This window comes from Halorubrum sp. 2020YC2 (assembly GCF_018623055.1).
Taxonomy (GTDB): Archaea; Halobacteriota; Halobacteria; order Halobacteriales; family Haloferacaceae; genus Halorubrum.
Window position 1 is genome coordinate 2,597,640 of record NZ_CP076019.1, and the last position, 20,609, is coordinate 2,618,248.

Annotated in this window: 17 protein-coding genes; 15 read left to right on the top strand and 2 right to left on the bottom strand. The window is 70.1% G+C overall.

The genetic code is table 11. The annotated features are described in order from the left end of the window. Nucleotides 1-67: 67 nt before the first annotated feature. A complete protein-coding gene (locus KI388_RS13025) occupies nt 68-1,180 on the bottom strand; it encodes a methyltransferase domain-containing protein (RefSeq protein WP_215087024.1) in 1,113 nt (370 codons plus the stop codon). An 84-nt stretch (nt 1,181-1,264) separates the two neighbouring features. On the opposite strand from KI388_RS13025, the gene KI388_RS13030 reads away from it, so the two are divergent. Then, nucleotides 1,265-1,825, top strand: a complete 561-nt coding sequence (locus tag KI388_RS13030; RefSeq protein WP_215087025.1) for a TATA-box-binding protein — start codon at nt 1,265-1,267, stop codon at nt 1,823-1,825. A 136-nt stretch (nt 1,826-1,961) separates the two neighbouring features. Further along, nucleotides 1,962-2,321: a hypothetical protein gene (locus tag KI388_RS13035; RefSeq protein WP_215087026.1), complete on the top strand. Its 360-nt coding sequence runs from the start codon at nt 1,962-1,964 to the stop codon at nt 2,319-2,321. 69 nt (nt 2,322-2,390) lie between these two features. Here KI388_RS13035 and KI388_RS13040 read toward each other — a convergent pair whose 3' ends face one another. Continuing rightward, nucleotides 2,391-4,619: an ATP-dependent DNA helicase gene (locus tag KI388_RS13040; RefSeq protein WP_215087027.1), complete on the bottom strand. Its 2,229-nt coding sequence runs from the start codon at nt 4,617-4,619 to the stop codon at nt 2,391-2,393. A 146-nt stretch (nt 4,620-4,765) separates the two neighbouring features. Between KI388_RS13040 and KI388_RS13045 the strand changes: the two genes are divergently transcribed. The 13 genes from KI388_RS13045 (at nt 4,766) to argF (ending at nt 20,197) form a co-directional block, all read left to right on the top strand. Continuing rightward, nucleotides 4,766-5,266: an amino acid-binding protein gene (locus KI388_RS13045; RefSeq protein WP_215087028.1), complete on the top strand. Its 501-nt coding sequence runs from the start codon at nt 4,766-4,768 to the stop codon at nt 5,264-5,266. A gap of 178 nt (nt 5,267-5,444) precedes the next feature. Further along, nucleotides 5,445-6,476 carry a DNA repair and recombination protein RadA gene (gene radA, locus KI388_RS13050; RefSeq protein ID WP_096394319.1) on the top strand — a complete coding sequence of 344 codons (1,032 nt, stop codon included), beginning with the start codon at nt 5,445-5,447 and terminating at the stop codon, nt 6,474-6,476. Nucleotides 6,477-6,971: 495 nt separating this feature from the next. Next, complete coding sequence (locus KI388_RS13055) at nt 6,972-8,690, top strand: ammonium transporter (RefSeq protein WP_215087029.1); 1,719 nt, start codon at nt 6,972-6,974, stop codon at nt 8,688-8,690. A gap of 98 nt (nt 8,691-8,788) precedes the next feature. After that, the gene (locus KI388_RS13060; protein ID WP_215087030.1) at nt 8,789-10,126 is read left to right on the top strand and encodes a glutamate-1-semialdehyde 2,1-aminomutase; all 1,338 of its coding nucleotides are present in this window, start codon (nt 8,789-8,791) and stop codon (nt 10,124-10,126) included. Nucleotides 10,127-10,807: 681 nt separating this feature from the next. Beyond that, the gene (locus tag KI388_RS13065; protein WP_215087031.1) at nt 10,808-12,052 is read left to right on the top strand and encodes an argininosuccinate synthase; all 1,245 of its coding nucleotides are present in this window, start codon (nt 10,808-10,810) and stop codon (nt 12,050-12,052) included. Continuing rightward, nucleotides 12,053-13,576, top strand: coding sequence for an argininosuccinate lyase (gene argH, locus KI388_RS13070; RefSeq protein WP_215087032.1), 1,524 nt, complete (start codon nt 12,053-12,055; stop codon nt 13,574-13,576). It abuts the gene before it with no gap. Nucleotides 13,577-13,851: 275 nt separating this feature from the next. After that, nucleotides 13,852-14,040: a lysine biosynthesis protein LysW gene (gene lysW / locus KI388_RS13075; protein ID WP_006114043.1), complete on the top strand. Its 189-nt coding sequence runs from the start codon at nt 13,852-13,854 to the stop codon at nt 14,038-14,040. A 40-nt stretch (nt 14,041-14,080) separates the two neighbouring features. Then, the gene (gene lysX / locus KI388_RS13080; protein ID WP_215087033.1) at nt 14,081-14,974 is read left to right on the top strand and encodes a lysine biosynthesis protein LysX; all 894 of its coding nucleotides are present in this window, start codon (nt 14,081-14,083) and stop codon (nt 14,972-14,974) included. Continuing rightward, nucleotides 14,971-16,020, top strand: a complete 1,050-nt coding sequence (argC, locus tag KI388_RS13085) for an N-acetyl-gamma-glutamyl-phosphate reductase (RefSeq protein WP_215087034.1) — start codon at nt 14,971-14,973, stop codon at nt 16,018-16,020. Before lysX ends, argC begins: the two co-directional genes overlap by 4 nt. Next, nucleotides 16,017-16,949 (top strand): acetylglutamate/acetylaminoadipate kinase, encoded by a 933-nt coding sequence (locus KI388_RS13090; RefSeq protein WP_215087035.1) that lies wholly within the window; start codon nt 16,017-16,019, stop codon nt 16,947-16,949. The genes argC and KI388_RS13090 overlap by 4 nt, the downstream gene beginning before the upstream one ends. Continuing rightward, nucleotides 16,946-18,073: an aspartate aminotransferase family protein gene (locus KI388_RS13095; RefSeq protein WP_215087036.1), complete on the top strand. Its 1,128-nt coding sequence runs from the start codon at nt 16,946-16,948 to the stop codon at nt 18,071-18,073. The genes KI388_RS13090 and KI388_RS13095 overlap by 4 nt, the downstream gene beginning before the upstream one ends. Next, nucleotides 18,073-19,242 carry a [LysW]-lysine hydrolase gene (locus KI388_RS13100; RefSeq protein ID WP_215087037.1) on the top strand — a complete coding sequence of 390 codons (1,170 nt, stop codon included), beginning with the start codon at nt 18,073-18,075 and terminating at the stop codon, nt 19,240-19,242. Before KI388_RS13095 ends, KI388_RS13100 begins: the two co-directional genes overlap by 1 nt. Before the next feature lie 55 nt (nt 19,243-19,297). Next, nucleotides 19,298-20,197, top strand: coding sequence for an ornithine carbamoyltransferase (gene argF, locus KI388_RS13105; protein ID WP_215087038.1), 900 nt, complete (start codon nt 19,298-19,300; stop codon nt 20,195-20,197). Nucleotides 20,198-20,609: the final 412 nt, after the last annotated feature.

Genomic DNA, 20,609 nt, shown 5'->3' on the forward strand with positions numbered 1-20,609 from the left:
GGCGGCGAGGCGAAACTGAAACTTGTCGCGCGAGCGCCCGACCGGAGCGATTCCGGCGATCGGTCGTTCACTCTCGGTCCGCCGAGAGACCGGTCGCGGCGGCCTCGATCCTGGTCGCGTCCCCTCGGATTCCCCTCGCGTCCCCCCGGCGCAACACCAGCACGTGTCGCGTCAGCGACCGGTGGACGCGGCGCTCGAACGCGGCGTCGACGGTCCAGCCGGCGTCGCGGGCGGGGCCGCGCCAGTCGCGGTCCGCGACGATCACCGCGCGCGGCGCGACCCGGGCTGCCTCGGAGAGCGCGCCCGCGACGAGGTCCGCCAGCTCGTGGCGGGCGATCTTCGACTGCCGGCCATAGGGGGCGTCGAACGCGACCCCGTCGACCGCGTTGTCCGGAAAGGGGAGGGCGGTCGCGTCGCCGCGCGCGACGTGCCAGTCGGGCGAGTCGTCGGTTCCGGGGATACCGAGGTACTCCCGGAGGTTCTCCCGCGCGCCGCGGACCATCTTCGCCTGCGCGTCGCAGGCGACGGCGTCGGCGCCGACGAGGCCCGCTTCGAGGGGAAGGCCGCCGGTGCCGCACATCGGGTCGAGCAGGGTCCGCCCGGGGGCGGCGCCCGCGAGGTTGGCGTAGGCGCGGGCGTCCGCCGGGGCCATGCTCCCCGGCTGGAAGAAGGGGCGGTCCGTGGGCTTGGGGGCGAAGTCGCGGGCGCCCTCGACCGCGACCCACCCGAGCGCGCAGCGATCCGCGTCGCCGCCGTCGGCGCCGGCCACGGCATCGTGGTCGGCGCGCTCCCCGGCCGAGAAGAGCGCACGGAGGACGTGGTCGGGGTCGTCGAGGTCGACGTCGAACCCGCGGTCGACGAGGACGCCGCCGAGTTCGCGCTCGGCCCGCTCCGTCGAGACGCCGGACGTGCCCCGGACGTCCCGGGCGCGGACCGCGACGCTCCCGGCGCGGTCGAGCGGCGCGGCCCGGAGCGCGGCGACCGCGGCGTCGACGTCGGCGTCGGTCCACGCGACCGCCTCGTGCGCGGCGCGGGTGTACGCGAGCCTGCGGACGTGGGCGGCGTCGATACCGCCGGTGCGCGCGATGCCCGGCGCGAGGAGTTCGACGCCGGTGGCCGCGGTCGCGGCCTCGCGCGCGGCGAAGGCGTCGGTCTCGCCGGCGAGTTCGAGCCAGTACACGCCGACGGATCCGCGCGGGGGCGGCAATAGCGTGGCGGTTCCGACCAGCCACCTTTTTACGCCGTTCGGGCGAGAAAAGAGGTAATGACGGCCGATCCGAAGGAGACGATCACCGTAGAGAACGTCGTTGCCTCCACGGGGATCGGACAGGAGCTCGATCTCCAGAGCGTCGCGATGGACCTCGAGGGCGCCGACTACGACCCCGAGCAGTTCCCCGGACTCGTCTACCGCACCACCGACCCGAAGTCGGCCGCGCTGATCTTTCGGTCCGGGAAGATCGTCTGCACCGGCGCGAGCTCGATCGAGGCGGTCCACGGGAGCCTCGACATCGTGTTCGAGGAGCTCCGCGCGCTCCAGATCCCGATCGAGGACCCGGAGGTCACGGTCCAGAACATCGTCACCTCCGCTGACTTAGGCGAGAGCCTGAACCTGAACGCGATCGCGATCGGGCTGGGCTTAGAGCACATCGAGTACGAGCCGGAGCAGTTCCCGGGGCTCGTCTACCGCCTCGACGAACCGGAGGTCGTCGCGCTGCTGTTCGGCAGCGGCAAGGTGGTCGTCACCGGCGGGACGAGCCCCGAGGACGCCGCGGCCGCCGTCGACGTGATAGTCGAGGAGCTGAACGGGCTGGGTCTGCTGAACTGACGGCGCGGAGCCGGAACGGCGGCGACGAGAACCGAAACGGTGACGCGCGGTCGAAGCGGCGGCGACGCGAACCCGGAACGGCGCCGTCGCGGCCGCGTTCCGCGGCCACTTTTATCCCCCGCCCCGTAGGGCGAGTATGCTCTTACAGACGGTGACGCCGGTCTCCGTGCTCGGGACGACCGTCCTGTTGGCGCTGTTCCTCTCCGTGACCGCGCACATCGCGGCCCGGAACGTCCTCGGGGACGTCGACCCGCGCCGCGCCCTCTACGTCGGTCCGCTCCCGGCGGTGATAAGCGTCGTCGGGAACGCGTTCGAACTCCCCGCGGCGCTCATCCTCCTCGCCGCGCTCCTCGTCGACGGGACGATGTTCTGGTGGAGCTACGAGCAGCCGCGGCGGGCCGTGGCCGTGATGACGCTGATCCACGTCGTGGTCACGACGCTGCTCAGCGGGCTCCTGCTCGTGGTCTCGATCCTGCTCGCGTCGATGCCGGGGTAGGGCCGTCGGGGCCCGTCCACCCGGGCGGCCGCGTCACGGCGACGGCGGCCGTCGTCGCGCGCGACTGCCTCACGGCGACGGCGGCGGCCCGTCGTACGCGTCGTGGTCCTGATAGAAGTTCAGGGTCGCGAACTTCAGCTTCTCGGGGTCGACGTCGAGCAGTTCCTCGCGCTCCTCCGGCGGGAACGCGGAACGGACCGAGTACTTCCCCATGTCGGCGGTCGTGTAGCGGCGGTCCGCGAGGATCCGGACGCCGAAGTCGTCGGGGCCGCGTATCACCCGCCCGAGCGCCTGCCGCGTCTTGCGGATCGTCGGGATCTCGACGGCGTACATCCACCCCGGGTCGCGGGACCCGTCGCGGTCAGCGAACGCCCGGTCGTACGCGTCCTGAACCGCCTCGGTGCGGTCCGAGAGGTGCGGGTACGGGACGCCCACGACGACGACCGTGCGGGCGTCGTCGCCGTCGAAGCTCACCCCCTCTCCGAGCGTCCCCCACAAGGAGGTGAACAGGGCGGCGCCGTCGCTCTCGACAAACTCGCTGCGGAGCCGCTCCTCGTCTTCGCCCGGGCCGTCGAGGTAGATCGGACCGAGGTCGGCGTCGTCGCCCCCGCCCGGCTCGCGTCTCGCGTCGCCACCACCGCTCGGCCCGCTTCCCCCGCTCGCGCCGGTGAGCCGCTCGTGGTAGCGCTCCGCCTCCGCGTACGACGGGAAGAAGGCGAGCGTGTTGCCGGGCGTGAACCGGATCGCGTCGCGCAGCAGCGACGACACCGCCTCCTGGGTCTCCGGGTCGTTGCGGTCGGAGGCGAAGAGCGGCGGGACGTCGGCCGCGAAGGTCCGGCGGTTCTCCTCGGGGTAGCCCATCCCGTAGGCCATCGACGCGACGTCTTCGAGCCCCAGCACGTCCTCGGTCACGTCGAACGGGCGCAGCGTCGCGCTCATCAGGACGGAGGCGGCCACCTCGTCGAACAGTTCGCTCGTGACGCTCCGCGGAATACAGGTGTACAGCTCCGCGCGACCGTACACCTCGTCGGTGCCGGCGTCGCGTCGGACGGAGACCACCGGGTACTGGCCGAACTCCGCGCCCTCGTCCATCCACGTCGCGACGAACCGGGCGGCCGCGAGCGTCTGCGACTCCGACCGGGTCGTCGCCTCCCCGTCGCGGTAGCGGCGCTCGTACTCCTCGTCTATCGCCTGCCCGAGCTGTACGGCGAGCTCGGTCTCGGCGTCGATGCCGTTCCCCTCGTAGTTGCGGAGGAACGCAAGCGTGAGGTCGTCGCGGCGGTCGTCGTTGGCGACCGAGAGGTCCTCCCAGTTCTCGTCGACCCCGCCGAACCCGAGCGCGTCCTCGTACGTCTCGACCAAGGCGTCGCGGAACGCCCGGATGACGTTCTCGGCGGGCGCCGCGCGGGAGTCGTCGCTGTCGGCCAGCTCGTCGAGCGCGGCGTCGAGCGTGTTCTCGGTCAGCGTCCGGGTGGCGTGGTCGCGCGCGGCGTCCTCGATGTTGTGCGCCTCGTCGAAGACGGTGATTATCTCGCTCGGGTCGCGGTCGATCCACCGGAAGAACTGCTCGCGGATGTTCGGGTCGAGCAGGTGGTGGTAGTTACAGACCACCAGATCGACGCCCTCCATCCCCTCCTTCAACAGCTCGTAGCCGCACAGCTCGCGCTCGTCGGCGTACTCGTACACGTCGTCGGGGGTCCGGACGTCCTCGAAGAGCCAGCCGAAGAACTCCTCGGTGTCGCGGGTGAGGTTGTTGCGGTAGTGCTCGCAGACGTTGGCGGCCTCGTACTCGTCGATCTCCTCCTCCAGCTCGTCTAGCTCCTCCATGATCGCCTCGCGGGCCTCGGCGGCGCCCGCGTCGCCCTCGCGGCTCTCCGCCAGCAGTTCGCGCTGGCGCGACTCCAGCTCGCGCACCTCGCTCTCCGTCTCCACCATCTCGCGGGTGGTGTCCCGGAGGGTCTGACACTCCTGGTAGTCGACGTCGATGTGGCACATCGACGACTTTCCTTTAAATACGACCGCGCGGATCGGCTCCTCGCGGGTGATCGCGCGGGCGTCCTCGACGAACTGCCGCATCTGCTGGTGGACGTTGGTCGTGATGACGACCGTCCGGTCGTGCTCGCGGGCGTGTTCCAAGGCGGGCACGAGCGCGGAGAGGGTCTTCCCCGTCCCGGGCGCGCCCTCGAACAGCACGTCCTGCCCGCGGTCCAGCGCGTTGGCGACCCTGTCCATCGCCTCGCGCTGATTCGGGTACGGCTCCTCGTACGGGAAGAACCGCAGGTGCGGCGACTCTGACACGGGGCGGGGTTCGGCGGCGTCGGCTAAAAGGAGTCGGGTGGCGGGGCGGAAGTGGTTCGGGCCCGCAACGGTCGCGAACGGCCGCGACGCGTCCGCCCGCGGCGCACCCGCCAATTTAACAGCGCGCAGCGAGCATCGGGAGACGAATGTTCGACGAGATCCTCGAGAAGTTCGAGGGGTCACCCAGCCAGCAGGCCGTCATCCGACTGTTCTTGGAACGCGGGTTCTCCGTCAACGAGGAGGGGCGGGTCGTCTCCGGCGGGATCGAGATCCCGTACACCGGCATCGCGCGCGAGCTCGACGTCGACCGGCGGGTGGTCGACTCGACGACCGACGCGATCCTCGACGACCCCGAGCTGAAGCGCATCTTCACCAACATCTCGTCGGTCCCGAGCCTGATGGACCTCGCGCCGGTGTTGGACCTCACGGTGCTCACCATCGAGGTCGCGGCCGCCGACGAGGCCGGGATCGTCGCCGAGGTGACCGAAATCTTGGCCGACCGCGGCGTCTCGATCCGGCAGGTGTTGAGCGAGGACCCCGAGTTCACCGACGACCCGAAGCTGTACGTGATCACCGACGCCGAGCTGTCGGGCGATCTCCTCGTGGAGATCCGCGACCTCGACTACGTCCGCCGCGTCGGCTTCTGACGGCTCGACGGCCGGTTCCCGGGAGCGCGACCAGTTTCACCGCTCTAGAGAACGAGGTGTCCCGGCGAGCGCTTTCGAGAGATGGCGAACCACGACCGAGGGACGGCGCCGCTCGGATTTCACTTTCACTAGGGTGTAAACCAGTCTTTATACCCGATGGCGAACAAGGGTCGGGTACATGCCTGAAGACGAACTCGAAGATCTCCCCGGCGTCGGCCCGGCGACCGCGGACAAGCTCGTCGACAACGGATTCGAGAGCTACCAATCGATCGCGGTCGCGAGCCCCGGCGAGATGTCGAACACCGCCGACATCGGCGAGTCGTCCGCCAGCGACATCATCAACGCCGCCCGCGAGGCCGCCGACGTCGGCGGCTTCGAGACGGGCGCGACCGTGCTCGAACGCCGTCAGGAGATCGGCAAGCTCTCCTGGCAGATCGACGAGGTCGACGACCTGCTCGGCGGCGGCATCGAGACTCAGTCGATCACGGAAGTGTACGGCGAGTTCGGCTCCGGCAAGTCGCAGGTCACCCACCAGATGGCCGTCAACGTCCAGCTCTCGAAGGAGAACGGGGGGCTGGAGGGCGGCTGTATCTTCGTCGACTCCGAGGACACGTTCCGGCCGGAGCGGATCGACGACATGGTCCGCGGGCTGGACGACGAGATCCTCGCGGACGAGATGGAGCGCCGCGAGATCGAGGGCACGCCGAGCGACGAGGAGGCCTTGGAGGACCTCGTCGACGCCTTCTTAGACCAGATTCACGTCGCGAAGGCGTTCAACTCCAACCACCAGATCCTGCTCGCGGAGAAGGCGAAGGAGCTGGCGGGCGAACACGAGGAGACGGAGTGGCCGATCCGGATCGTCTGCGTCGACTCGCTCACCGCGCACTTCCGCGCGGAGTACGTCGGTCGGGGCGAGCTCGCGGAGCGACAGCAGAAGCTCAACAAACACCTCCACGACCTGATGCGGCTCGGGGACCTGTACAACACCGCCATCCTCGTCACGAATCAGGTGGCGTCGAACCCGGACTCCTACTTCGGTGACCCGACGCAGGCGATCGGCGGCAACATCCTCGGCCACGCCTCCACGTTCCGGATCTACCTCCGGAAGTCGAAGGGCGACAAGCGGATCGTCCGGCTCGTCGACGCGCCGAACCTCGCGGACGGCGAGGCCGTGATGCGCGTCCAGAACGAGGGTCTAAAGCCCGAATAAGCGGATTCTCTGCGGTATCGGTCGACAATATCGCGTCGACCCACCGTCGGCCGACCGATCCGACTGGGCGACCGCGATGCCGGTTGACAAACGTTAATTTCTGTCGACGAAGCCCGAGCCTCCCGAATTCGAGACCGACAGGCCGTGCCGCGTTCAATCGCGGGACGGCTGGGTGGCAATACTCGCCAGAAGCGGTCGCGCACGGTCTCGGAACGGCCGTCGACAGGGAATCGCGCCGAAGTAGTTAGTCATTTTACACAACGATCGTTGGCTTCGAGCGCAACGATTGCCGCGAAACACCCGAGGAAACGTCCTTATATTCCATAGCCACGTGCTTATATCGGACGACCGCAGTATTATCAAGTCTGTTTTTTGTGAAACTCAACTCTAACGTTTATGTATGGTCGTTCCCGGAAGACAAAACGTGATTCAACGCATGAACACGGTTGAAACGCGGTGCGAACCAAACGAGCGTTCAGTAGAGGTGGCGGAATCGTGACGGGTGGCGTCCTCGCCACGATCGATCCGAGCACGTTCGCGTCCGCAATGAACGGGACGTGGATCCTCGTCGTGACGTTCCTCATCTTCTTCATGCACGCCGGCTTCGCGATGCTCGAAGCCGGGCAGGTGCGGTCGAAGAACGTCGCCAACCAGCTGACGAAGAACCTCCTGACGTGGAGCGTCGGGGTGACGGTGTTCTTCCTCATTGGCACGGCGTTCACGAGCCTCGTGAACGGGTCGCCGGGAATCGCCTCCGCCGCCGGCTCGCTGTTCACCGGCGGCGAGCTCGCCGTCGAGTCGGGCGCGGTCGGTCCGTACGTCAACTGGCTCTACGGCGCGGTGTTCGCGATGACCGCCGCGACGATCGTCTCCGGGGCGGTCGCCGGTCGCGCGAAGCTCCGCGCGTACGTCACGTACACGTTCCTCCTCGCCGCGGTCATCTACCCGATGGTCATCGCGTTCACCTGGTCGGCGTCGGGCGACGGGCTCGTCGCGCAGCTGACCGGCGTCGCGTTCCACGACTTCGCCGGCGGCATGATCGTCCACGGGATGGGGGGGATCGCGGGCCTCACGGCCGCGGCCGTCCTCGGTCCGCGGATGGACCGCTACGCCGAGGACGGGTCGACGAACGTCATTCCCGGCCACTCGCTAACGTTCGCCGTCCTCGGGACGCTCGTCCTCGCGTTCGGCTGGTACGGGTTCAACGTCGGCACGGCCTCTGTCGTCAGCGGCGGGGTGTTCAACACGATGACCATCAACCTCGTCGCGATGGGGACGACCATCGCGATGGCGGCCGGCGGGATCGGCGCCGCGCTGGTCGTGTGGCTCCGCACCGGGAAAGTCGACACGCTCTACGTCGCCAACGGGCTCCTCGCGGGGCTCGTCGGCATCACTGCCATCCCGGACACCACGGCGTGGTGGGGCGCGCTGGTCGTCGGCCTCCTCGCCGGCGGACAGCTCCCGCTCGTCTTCGAGTTCGTCTCGGACACGCTCAAGATTGACGACGTCTGCGCGGTGTTCCCGGTCCACGGCAGCGCGGGCGTCCTGGGGACGCTCCTCTTCCCCTTCGTCGCCGCGCCGGGGCAGCTCAGCGCGGGCATCGGTGCGCACTTCATCGCCCAGCTGACCGGCGTCGTCATCATCGGTGGCTGGACGCTCACCGCGACCGCCGCCGTCTGGTACGTCCTCAAGGTGAGCGGCGAGGCGCGCGTCACGGCGGAACACGAGCAGGAAGGGCTCGACATCTCCGAGCACGGCGTCGAGACCTACCCCGAGTTCGGCGGCGACCGCGTCGCCACCGACGGCGGTCCCTCCGTCGTAGACACCACGGAGGAGTCCCCGCGCGCCGACGGCGGGGAGGAGGCCGGCTCGCAGATCAAGATGGTCACCGCGGTCGTCCGCCCCGACAAGCTCGGGGACATCAAGCAGGCGCTCGCGGAGGTCAACGCGCCCTCGCTCACCGTGACGAACGTCTCCGGCCGCGGCAGCCAGCCCGCGAAGAAGGGCCAGTGGCGCGGCGAGGAGTTCACCGTCGACCTCCACCAGAAGGTGAAAGTCGAGGTCGTCGTCGCCGACATCCCGGCCGACGAGGTGGCGGAGGCGATCGCCGACGCCGCCGAGACCGGAGAGCCGGGCGACGGCAAGGTGTTCATCATGCCGGTCGAGGACGCACTACAGGTCCGCACCGGCACGACCGGTCCGGAGGCGGTGTAGGCGCGCCGCGCGCGAACTGACGGCCCTTTCCTTCGCGGACCGAACCGCGCCCGAGCGGTTCGGCAACTACTTTCAGCCCGCCGACCCAAACGTTCGACATGAACCACGAGCGCTCGCGCGGCCTGTACGACCGCGCGCTGTCGGTCATGCCGGGCGGAGTCAACTCCTCGGTTCGGGCGACGATGCCGCATCCCTTCTTCGTGGAGCGCGGCGACGGCGGCCACGTGATCGACGCCGACGGCAACCGGTACGTCGACTGGGTAATGGGGTACGGACCCCTCCTCTACGGCCACGACCTGCCGGACCCGGTCGAGGCGGCGGTCCAGTCGCACGTCGCGGAGGGACCGATGTACGGCGCGCCGACGGAGATCGAGGTCGAACACGCCGAGTTCGTGGCGCGACACGTCCCGAGCGTGGAGTCGATCCGGTTCGTCAACTCCGGCACGGAGGCGACCGTCTCGGCGGTCCGGCTGGCGCGCGGCCACACCGACCGCGACAAGATCGTCGTGATGCAGGGCGGGTACCACGGCGCGCAGGAGTCGACGCTGGTCGAGGGGTCGCCGGGGGACGCGCGCCCCTCCACGGCGGGGATTCCCGAGGAGTTCGCGCAACACACCCTCCCGATCCCGTTCAACGACCCGGGGGCAGCTAAGGAGGTGTTCGCGGAGCACGGGGACGAGATCGCGGCCGTCCTCGTCGAGCCGATCTTGGCCAACAAGGGAATCGTGATGCCGGTCGACGGCTACCACGAGACGCTGCGGGACCTCTGTGACGACCACGGCTCGCTGCTGGTCTTCGACGAGGTGATCACCGGGTTCCGGGTGGGCGGCCTCGGCTGCGCGCAGTCGAAGTTCGGCGTCACCCCGGACGTCACCACCTTCGGCAAGATCATCGGCGGCGGCTTCCCGGTGGGCGCCATCGGCGGGAAAGCGGAGATCATCGAGGGGTTCACGCCCGCGGGCGAGGTGTTCCAGTCGGGAACGTTCTCCGGGCACCCCGTGACGATGGCCGCCGGGAAGGCCGGGTTAGAGTACGCCGCCGAGAACGACGTGTACGAACACGTCAACCGGCTCGGGCGGAAGCTCCGGGAGGGGATCGCGGAGATCTGCGCCGAGCGCGCGCCGGAGTACACCGTCGTCGGCACCGACTCGATGTTCAAGACGATCTTCACCCGCGACGCGCCCGACGACGTCGACGCCTGCTGTTCGGGCGGGTGTCGACAGGACCCCGACTGCGCCCGGTACGACTCCTGTCCGAAGACCGGCGCGGACGTGGCCGACGCCGCGACCGACCGCTGGGAGCGCGTGTTCTGGCAGGAGATGAAAGAGCAGGGGGTGTTCCTCACCGCGAACCAGTTCGAGTGCCAGTTCACCTCCTACGCGCACACCGAGGCTGACGTCGAGAAGACGCTGGAGGCGTACCGAGAAGCGCTCTGAGCGACGAAAAGAGCCGGTGTTCGAGACTGCTGTCGTCGATTCGCTATTTAAATAAACGAGCCGCAGCGGCGATCGCTTATAGGGAGCGATGCGGTGGCGCGTGCCTGCGAGGCCGCTTTGCGGCCGAGCCGCGAGGGACCGAAGGTCCCTCTGGAAGCCGGCGCGAAGCGCCGGCGACAGCACGCGCGAGGGACGCCGCGAACGCCCGGAAGGGGTGAGCGGCGAGGTTGGGGAGGCGTGAGGTGCGGTGCGGTGCGAGGCGGGACTCAAGGGGGCAGCCGGGAGGCGTTTGCCGCCAATCTGCTGGCAGTTATTTATAAGCGAGCGGCTGGGGCTTTGGAGGCGTTTGCCGCCGCTCCGCGATCAGTCACGTATTACGGAACGCTTTTATACTGGAGATCGGGTACGTACAGGTGATGACCGTAGCGGCTCGTCTCGACGCCGCCCTTCTCCGAGGCCGACGAGCCCTGCGACCGCGACGAGACGTCCGACCGCCGCGACCGGCCTCCGGCGCGGCGCGACGACGAGGCCCCTCGGGCCAGTAATCTTCACCTCTCGTCGCGTTCGCGCCGTTCCGTTCCGAAGAGTCTCGACTCCGCGTTCCTCGAGCGACCGCTTTCGGATTTTCTTACAAAATTGAAACCGCTGAATTTAACTGCGTAGACCGGGTGTACTCTGGTAATGACGAGCGTTGCACTCGCGTTCAGCGGGGGACTCGACACCACGGTCTGCGTACCGCTACTGAAAGAGGAGTACGGCTACGACGAGGTCATCGGCGTCAACGTCGACGTCGGCCAGCCGACCGAGGAGTTCGACGAGGCCGAGGAGACGGCGGAGGCGCTCGGGCTCGACATCCACGTCGTCGACGCGAAGGCGGAGTTCGCGGACCTCTGTTTCGACGCGGTGAAGTCCAACGCCAGCTATCAGGGCTACCCGCTCGGCACCGCCCTCGCGCGCCCGGTCATCGCCGAGGCGATCCTCGGGGTCGCGGAGGAGCAGGGCTGTGACGCCATCGCGCACGGCTGTACGGGGAAGGGAAACGATCAGCTGCGGTTCGAGGCGGTCTGGCGCGGCTCCGACCTCGAAGTGATCGCCCCCGTGCGCGAGCTGGGTCTCACCCGCGAGTGGGAGATCGACTACGCCGCCGAGAAGGACCTGCCCGTCGAGGCCGGCGACGGCGGCGTCTGGTCCATCGACGAGAACATCTGGTCGCGCGCGGTCGAGGGCGGCAAGCTGGAGAACCCGGACTACGAGCCGCCGGCGGACATCTACGAGTGGACCGCCGAGCCGGAAGGGGAGACCACCATCGAGGTGACCTTCGAGGAGGGCGTCCCCGTCGCGGTCGACGGGGAAGCGATGGACCCGGTCCCGCTCATCCAGCACCTCAACGAGTACGCCGGCGGCTACGGCGTCGGCCGCACCGACGTGATGGAGGACCGCATGCTCGGGCTGAAGGTGCGCGAGAACTACGAGCACCCGGCCGCGACCGTGCTTCTCACCGCTCACCAGGCCCTCGAAGACCTCGTCTTGACGAAGAACGAGCGCTCGTTCAAGAAGGGAATCGAGCAGGAGTGGTCGGAGAAGGCCTACGAGGGGCTCGTGTTCGCGCCCGTCGTCGACGCGCTGAACGCCTTCGTCGACGAGACGCAGGACGTGGTGACCGGGACGGCGACCGTGAAGGTATCCGGCGGCGACTGCCGCGTCGTCGCGCGCGACTCCGAGTACGCCGTCTACTCCGAGGAGATGGCATCGTTCAACACCGAGGACGTGGCGGGCATCGCGCAGTCGGACGCGACGGGCGTCGCGAAGTACCACGGCCTTCAGGAGCGCCTCGCCAACGACGTGAAAGCGAGCGTCTCGAAGCCCGAACTCGCGACGGACGGCTCGGGCGAGGCTGACGGAGCGGACGACACCGACCACAGCTAAATGAGCGACGACGACCCCGACGCCGCGACGGACGCCGACGCGGGAGCGAGCGCCGCGACCGGCGAGGGCGACACCGCCGTCCGCCGCGACCGCTTCAGCGGCGGTCCCGCCCGCGAGTTCCTGTCGAGCCTCGCGGCCGACGCGGCCATCTTCGAGGCGGACCTCGCGGTCGACCGCGCGCACACGGTGATGCTCGCGGAGCAGGGGGTCGTCGACGACGCGGTCGCGGGCAAGGTACTCGCCGCGCTCGACGACGTGGAGGCGGCGGGCCACGGCGCGCTCCCGGACGGCGAGGACGTCCACGAGGCGATAGAGACCGCCGTCATCGACCGGGTCGGTCCCGACGGCGGGCGGATGCACACCGCCCGCTCGCGCAACGACGAGGTGGCGACCTGCATCCGGTACCGGCTGCGCGAGGACCTGCTGGCGACGGTCGAGGCGACCCTCGCGGCCCGCGAGGCGCTCGTCGACGTCGCGGGCGAGCACGCGGAGACGGTGATGCCGGGGTACACCCACCTCCAGCCGGCCCAGCCGACGACGGTCGCGCACTACCTGCTGTCGTACGAGGGCGGACTCGTGCGCGACACGGAGCGGCTACTCGACGCGTACGACCGCGTCAACCGGTCGCCGCTCGGCGCCGCCGCGTTCGCGGGGACGCCGTTCGACGTCGACCGCGACCGGACCGCGGAGCTGCTCGGGTTCGACGGGACGGTCCGCAACTCGATGGACGCCGCGTCCGCGCGCGACTTCCTCGCGGAGTCGGCGTCGGCGCTCGCGACGCTCGCGACGACGCTGTCGGGGCTCGCGGAGGACCTGATCGTGTTCTCGAAGGAGGGGGTCGTCGAGCTGGCGGACGCCTACTCGTCGACCTCCTCGATCATGCCCCAGAAGAAGAACCCCGACACGCTGGAGCTGACCCGGGGCGTCGCGGGCGACGCTATCGGGGAGGCGACGGGCACGCTGAGCCTGCTGAAGGGGCTGCCGCGCGCCTACAACCGCGACCTCCAGCGCGCCCACGCGAGCGTCTTCGAGATCGCGGGCGACGTGCGGGAGGCGACCGAGGTCGCCGCGGGCGCGGTCGCGACCGCCGAGTGGGACGAAGAGGCGCTCTCGGCCGCCGCGGGCGAGGGGTTCTCCACGGCCACCGGCGTCGCGGACCTGCTCGCGATGGGGGGGATGCCCTTCCGGACCGCTCACGAGATCGTCGCGGGCGCGGCGCCCGAGGTCGGAGACGGCGACGACCCCGCGGCGGCCGCCGCAAAAGTTGACGAGGCCGCACGCGCCGTGCTGGGGGAGTCCCTCTTCGAGAGCGTGTCCCGCGAAGAGGTCGAGCGCGCCCTCGACCCGGCCGCGAGCGTCGCGAGCCGCGACTCCGCCGGCGGCCCCGCCCCGGAAGCGGTCGCGGAGGAGCTGACGGCCGCGACCGCGGGGGTCGACGCGGACGCGGCGGCGCTCGACGAGCGCCGCGAGGCGCTGGCGGCCGCGGCCGAGGCGCTCGACGCGGAGGTGGCGACGTATGGCTGACCCCCGGGACCGCTCCGAGGCGCGCCGGGGTCGGACGCGGAGCCGCCCGCCGCAACCGGACCGACTGCGACGACCGCCGCGGTCGGCGGTCGACGCGCGACCGCCGGCCGCGACCCGGTCACCGCGAGGGGCCGAACGCGTTACGGAATTCTGATACTCGCTCTCGTTCGGCCGTTTTCGGCCGCTTTCTCTCCGATAGCCGGTGCTTTAGTTAGTGTAAGCTATCCTATAAGTTCGGAACCTTTATGCGTTCTCGTCGACGATGACGAGACACGATGACGAGCGACACCGACACGCTGACCGCGGAGGACCCGATCACGGGCGAGGAGATCGAGATTCCGGCCGACGTCGAGGTCGGCGAGATAATCGACAGCCCGGTGACGGGAACCGAACTAGAGGTCATCTCGCTCGACCCGGTCGTCTTAGACGAGGCGCCGGAACTGGAGGAGGACTGGGGCGAGTAATGGCGACGACCGCCGCGGCCGCGATACACGAGTGGTCGACATGCGTATAGGGATCCTCTACTCCCGGATCCGGAAGGACGAGAAGCTCCTGCTGGGCGAGCTCCGCGAGCGGGACCACGAGGTCGAGAAGATCGACGTCCGTAGGGAGCGGTTCGGCCTGGAGTCCACGACGGCGGCCGTCGACGACCTCGATCTGGTCGTCGACCGCTGCCTGTCGACGAGCCGGTCGCTGTACGCGACGCGCTTTATCCACAGCTACGCCGTCCCCGTGGTGAACTCGCCGGAGACGGGCGACGTCTGCGCCGACAAGGCGAAGAACTCGCTCGCGCTCGCGGAAGCCGATATCCCGACCCCGGCGACGGAGGTCGCGTTCACGAAGGAGGCCGCCCTTGAGGCCGTCGAGGGGTTCGGCTACCCCTGCGTCCTCAAGCCGGTCACCGGCTCGTGGGGCCGACTGATGGCGAAGATCGACTCGCGCAACGCCGCCGAGGCGATCTTAGAGCACAAGGAGACGCTCGGCCACTACGAGCACAAGGTGTTCTACGTCCAGGAGTTCGTCGACAAGCCCGGCCGCGACATCCGCGTGCTGGCGGTCGACGGCGAACCGATCGCCGCGATGACGCGCTCGTCGGACCACTGGCTCACGAACGCCGCGAAGGGCGGCGAGACCGAGCCCTTCGACCTCGACGAGCGCGCGACCGGACTGGTCGAGCGCGCCTCCGAGGCGGTCGGCGGCGGCATGCTCGGCGTCGACCTGATGGAGGTAGGCGGTGAGGACTCCGGCGAGTACACCGTCCACGAGGTGAACCACACCGTCGAGTTCAAGGCGCTCGACGCGGCCACCGAGGTCGACGTCCCGGCGCGGGTCGTCGACTGGCTGGAGTCGAAGGCCGCGGCGCCGGCCGACGGAGCGGTTTCGGAGGTGGACGCGTGACCGCGGACGCCTACACCGCGAGCGTCGTCGGCGGCACCGGGTTCACCGGCGGCGAACTGCTGCGGATCCTCGCCGGCCACCCGGAGTTCGAGGTCGTCCAGGCCACCTCGCGGTCAGCCGACAACATGACCGTCGGGCGCTCGCACCCGAACCTGCGCGGGTTGGACCTGCGCTTCTCGGACCCCGACGACATCGAATCCGTCGACGTGCTGTTCGCGGCGACGCCCCACGGCGTCTCGATGGAGCGCATCGACGAGTTCTTCGAGGCCGCCGACACGGTCGTCGACCTCTCGGCCGACTTCCGGCTCCCCGAGGCCGACGCCTACGACGAGTGGTACGACGGCCACGAGTCGCCGGAGTACTTGGAGCGCGCGGAGTACGCGCTCCCCGAGATCAACCGCGAGAACCTCCCCGGCGCCGACCTGATCGCGGGCGGCGGCTGCAACGCGACCGCGACGATCCTCGGCCTCAAGCCGCTGGTCGACGCGGGCGCGCTCGGCCCCGACGCGGGCGAGGTCGTCGTCGACGTGAAGGTCGGCTCCTCGGAGGGCGGCGCCGGCGGCGGCGCGGCCTCCTCGCACCCGGAGCGCTCGGGCGTCGTGCGCCCGTACGCGCCCACCGGCCACCGCCACGAGGCGGAGATAGAGGCGTACCTCGGCCTCTCCGTCTCCTTCACCGTCCACGCGGTCGACATGGTCCGCGGCGCGAGCGCGACCTGCCACGTCTTCCCCGACGAGCCGGTCTCGAAGGGGGACCTGTGGGGCGCGTACCGCGACGCGTACGCCGACGAGCCGTTCATGCGGATCGTCTCCGGCGGGGGCGGCGTCTACCGCTACCCCGAGCCGAAGTCGGTCGCGGGGACGAACCACGGCGAGGTCGGCTTCGAACTCGACCCCGGGAACCGGCGCGTCGTCGTCTTCTCGGCCATCGACAACATGACCAAGGGCTCCGCGGGACAGGCGGTCCACGCGGCGAACGTCGCCTTGGGGCTGCCCGAGACCGCCGGCTTGGGGTTCGACGGGCTTCACCCGGTGGGGTCGCCATGACGGGAAGCGATTCCGAATCGACGACCGAACCCCCGGTCGTCGTCAAGGTCGGCGGGGCGAAGGCGGTCGACCCGGCCGGCGCGGTCGGGGACGTCGCCCACCTCGCCGCCAACGGCCGCGCGGTCGCCGTCGTCCACGGCGGCTCGACGGTCGTCGACGAGACGCTCGAACGGCTCGGCATCGAGCCGGAGTACGTCGAGTCCGCCTCCGGCGTCACCGGACGCTTCACCGACGCGGAGACGATGGAGGCGTTCGCGATGGCGATGGCGGGGAAGCTCAACACCGAGCTGACGGCGCGGTTCCGCTCGGCCGGCGTCGACGCGGTCGGGCTGAGCGGCGTCGACGGCGGGCTCCTCTCGGGCCCGCGCAAGTCCGCGGTCCGCGTCGTCGAGGACGGGAAGAAGAAGATCCGCCGCGGCGACCACTCGGGGCGGATCGAGTCGGTGAACGCCGACCTCCTCTCCGGGCTCCTCGCGGACGGCTACACGCCGGTCGTCTCGCCGCCGATGGCGGGCGACGAGGGCGACGGCGAGGTCACCCCGGTCAACGCGGACGCCGACCGCGCGGCCGCGGCGGTCGCGGGCGCGCTCGGCGCCGACCTCGTCCTGTTGACCGACGTGTCTGGCGTGTACGCCGACCCGAACGACCCCGAAACGCGCATCGACGCGGCCGCGACGCCCGACGAACTGGCGGCCGTCGAGGACGCCGCTGAGGGGTTCATGGGCAAGAAGGTGATGGCCGCGACGGAGGCGCTCGACGGCGGCGCCGGCCGCGTCGTGATCGCGGACGCCAACGTCCGCGACCCGGTCGTCGCCGCGCTCGGCGGCGAGGGGACCGTGATCGAGCGGTCGGCGCTCGGCGGCGACGCGGACGAAGGGGACGCCGACGGCGGCGATACCGTCGCGGCCGAAGGGGGTGAGACCGCGTGAGCGGCTTCGTCTTCTCCGAGAAGCCGATCGAGATCGCCTCCGGCGACGGCGTCCACGTCACCGACGCGAACGGCACCGAATACCTCGACTTCGGCGCCAGCTACGCCTGTACGCCGGTCGGCCACTGTCACCCCGAGGTCGTCGACGCCGCGACGGGCCAGCTGGAGGAGCTCATGTACGTCCAGGCGTCGTACCCGCACGCGGCGCGGACGGCGTTATACGAGCGGTTGGCCGAGGTCGCGCCCGTCGACGTCGACAACGTCTGGCTCTGTAACTCCGGCACCGAGGCGAACGAGGCCGCGCTGAAGTTCGCCCGGCACGCGACGGGCCGCGAGAAGATACTCGCGACCACGCAGGGGTTCCACGGCCGGACGATGGGGACGCTCGCGACGACGTGGAAGGACAAGTACAAGGAGGGGTTCGGCCCGCTCGCGGGCGGCGTGGAGTTCGTCGAGTACGGCGACGCGGACGCGATGCGCGAGGCCGTCGACGAGGACACCGCCGCGGTCATCTTAGAGCCGCTCCAGGGCGAGGGGGGGATCAACCCCGTCTCGACCGAGTACCTTCAGGCGGTCCGCGTCGCGACCGCGACGTCCGGCGCCGCGATGATCCTCGACGAGATCCAGACCGGGCTCGGCCGCACCGGGTCGATGTGGGCCGCCGACCGCCACGACGTGGTCCCGGACATCCTGACGACCGCGAAGGGGCTCGGCAGCGGGCTCCCGATCGGTGCGACGCTGTGCCGCGACTGGATCGCCGCGGACTCGGGCGACCACGGCTCGACGTTCTCCGGCGGGCCGGTGGTGTCGGCGGCGGCGGGCGCCACCCTCGACGTGATCGAGCGCGAGGGGCTGGCCGCCCACGCCGACGAGATGGGGAGCTATCTCCGCGGCGAACTCCGCGACCGGCTGGGCGACGACGTCCGCGACGTGCGCGGCGACGGGCTGATGGTCGGGGTCGAGGTGCGCCGCGGGTCGAACCGCCTGCTCCGCGACCTCGCCATCGACCACCAGATCCTCGCGCTGCCGGCGGGGCGGACCGTGCTGCGCCTGCTGCCGCCGCTGACGGTCGAGCGCGAGCACGCCGACGCCGTCGTCGACGCGATAGCCGAGGTGGTCGGCTGATGGCGGCCGGCAAGGAGCGCGAGCGCGCGGCGGACGACGAGTCGTCCGGCGGCACCGACGTCGTCGCGGGCGGCGGCTACCCCCCGGCCTGCGACACGGCGGCCCGGAAGCTGCTGTACGACATGGTCTCTATCCCCTCGCCGTCGCGCGAGGAGGAGCGGGCCGCCGAGCGCCTTGCCGACTTCTTCGAGGCGAACGGCCGGGAGGCGTGGATCGACGAGGTCGGGAACGTCCGCGCGCCGGCGAACGACGCCGTGCTGCTCACCTCCCACTTCGACACCGTCCCCGGCGACATCCCGGTCGAGGTGCGGCCGGCGCCGCCGGAGGGCGAACTCCCGGAACCCTCCGACGTCCGCGTCGGGGAACCCGGCGACCCCGTGCTGTGGGGCCGCGGCGCGGTCGACGCGACGGGACCGCTGGTCGCGATGGCGGTCGCGGCGGTGAAGACCGGCGTCTCCTTCGCGGGGGTCGTCCGCGAGGAGGTCGACTCCGGCGGGGCGCGCGCCCTCATCGACGACCGCGACGCGCCCGAGGCGGTGATAAACGGCGAGCCGTCGGGCTGGCAGGGGATCACGCTCGGCTACCGCGGCCTGCTGGAGGGGACGTACGTGAACACCAGCGAGTCGGGCCACTCCTCGCGGCCGGAGCCGAACGCGATCCAGCACGCGATCGACTGGTGGCACGGCGTCGAGGAGGCGTTCACGCCGGAGGACTCGGAGACGGCCGTGTTCGACCAGGTAACGACCAAGCCCATCTCCGTCGACGGCGGCCTGAGCGACGACGGCCTCGCCGTCGAGACGACGATGGACGTCCAGCTCCGGATCCCGCCCTCGCGCCCGGTGGACGAGATCCACGAGCTGGCGGAGGCGGAGCTGTCCACCGGCTCTGTGCAGTGGGGCGAGCCGATGCCGCCCGTGATGGAGAGCCCCCGGACCGACCTCGCGCGGGCGTTCCGCGTCGCGATCCGGGGCGCCGGCGGCGACGTGCGCCTGCTCCGGAAGACCGGCACGAGCGACATGAACCTCTTCGCGGCCGCGTGGGACTGCCCGATGGTCACCTACGGCCCCGGGAACTCCGACTTGGACCACGCGCCCGACGAGCGGCTCCCGCTCCCGGACCTCGACCGCGCCGTGGACGTGCTGACCGAGGTCTGTCGCGAGCGACTCTGACCCGCCGCGACCCGCTCACACCGTTTTCGAACGACACCACACTCCCAACCCAACGATGCCACTCGCCACCGACGACTTCCTCGACATCGACGACGTGACGCCAGCCGAACTGGACGCCCTGCTCGACCGCGCCGCCGCGATGAAGGCGGGCGAGACGGACCCCCGACTGGCGGACGCCACGCTCGGGATGATCTTCGAGAAGCCCTCGACGCGCACCCGCGTCTCCTTCGAGACGGGGATGACTCGTTTGGGCGGCCACGCGATGTTCCTCGGCCCCGACGACATCCAACTGGGTCACGGCGAGCCGCTGAAGGACACGGCGCGCGTGCTCGGCCGGTACGTCGACGGGGTGATGGCGCGGCTGTTCGACCACGCGGACGTCGAAATCCTCGCGGAGTACGCCGACTGCCCCGTGATCAACGGACTCACCGACGAGGCGCACCCCTGTCAGACGCTCGCGGACCTCCTCACGATCCGCGAGACGGTCGGGGAGGACGCGACCGTCGCGTGGGTGGGCGACGGCAACAACGTCGGCCAGTCGTTCGTCGTCGGCGCGGCGATGGCGGGAATCGACGTCGAGGTCGCCACGCCCGCCGACTACGGGATGAACCCTGCCGTCTTCGACCGCGCCACCGAGTTCGGCGCGGACGTGGAGCCGACGACGGACCCCGAGGCCGCGATCGAGGGCGCCGACATCGTCTACACCGACGTGTGGATCTCGATGGGGCAGGAGGACGTACGCGGCGAGAAGCTGGCCGCCTTCGACGGGTTTCAGGTGAATCAGGACCTGCTCGCCGGCACCGACGCGAAGGTGATGCACTGTCTGCCCGCGCACCGCGGCGAGGAGGTCACCGACGACGTGTTAGAGTCCGACCGCGCCCTCGTCTGGGATCAGGCGGAAAACCGGATGCACGCCCAGAACGCACTGCTCGTCGAACTGCTCGGTGGAGAGTGAGGGCAGATCGGATCCAGTCGGGTATGAGACTGTTATAAACAGGTGTGCGGTGGCGCGTGCCTGCGAGCGGCCGCCCTCGGCGGCCGCGAGGAGCACGCGCGAGGGAGTCGCTGGCGCCGACGGCGCCAGCGACGAGGCTGGGGAGGTGTGAGGTGCGGTTGCCGTGCGGGGCGGGACTCAAAGGGGCAGCCGGGAGGGTAGCGTAGACGACGTAAGTAGCGTGGCGCTACGCGCCACGGAAAGCCGGCGGCGAAGCCGCCGGCGACACCGCAACAAGGGAGCGAACGGAGTGAGCGACCAAGTGAGGAGCGCAGCGAGTGTACGCTACCCTCCCGGCTGGGGCTTTGGAGGTGTTCACCGCCGATCTGCCAGCAGCCATTTATAAGCAAGCGGCTAGAGCTTTGGCGGTGTT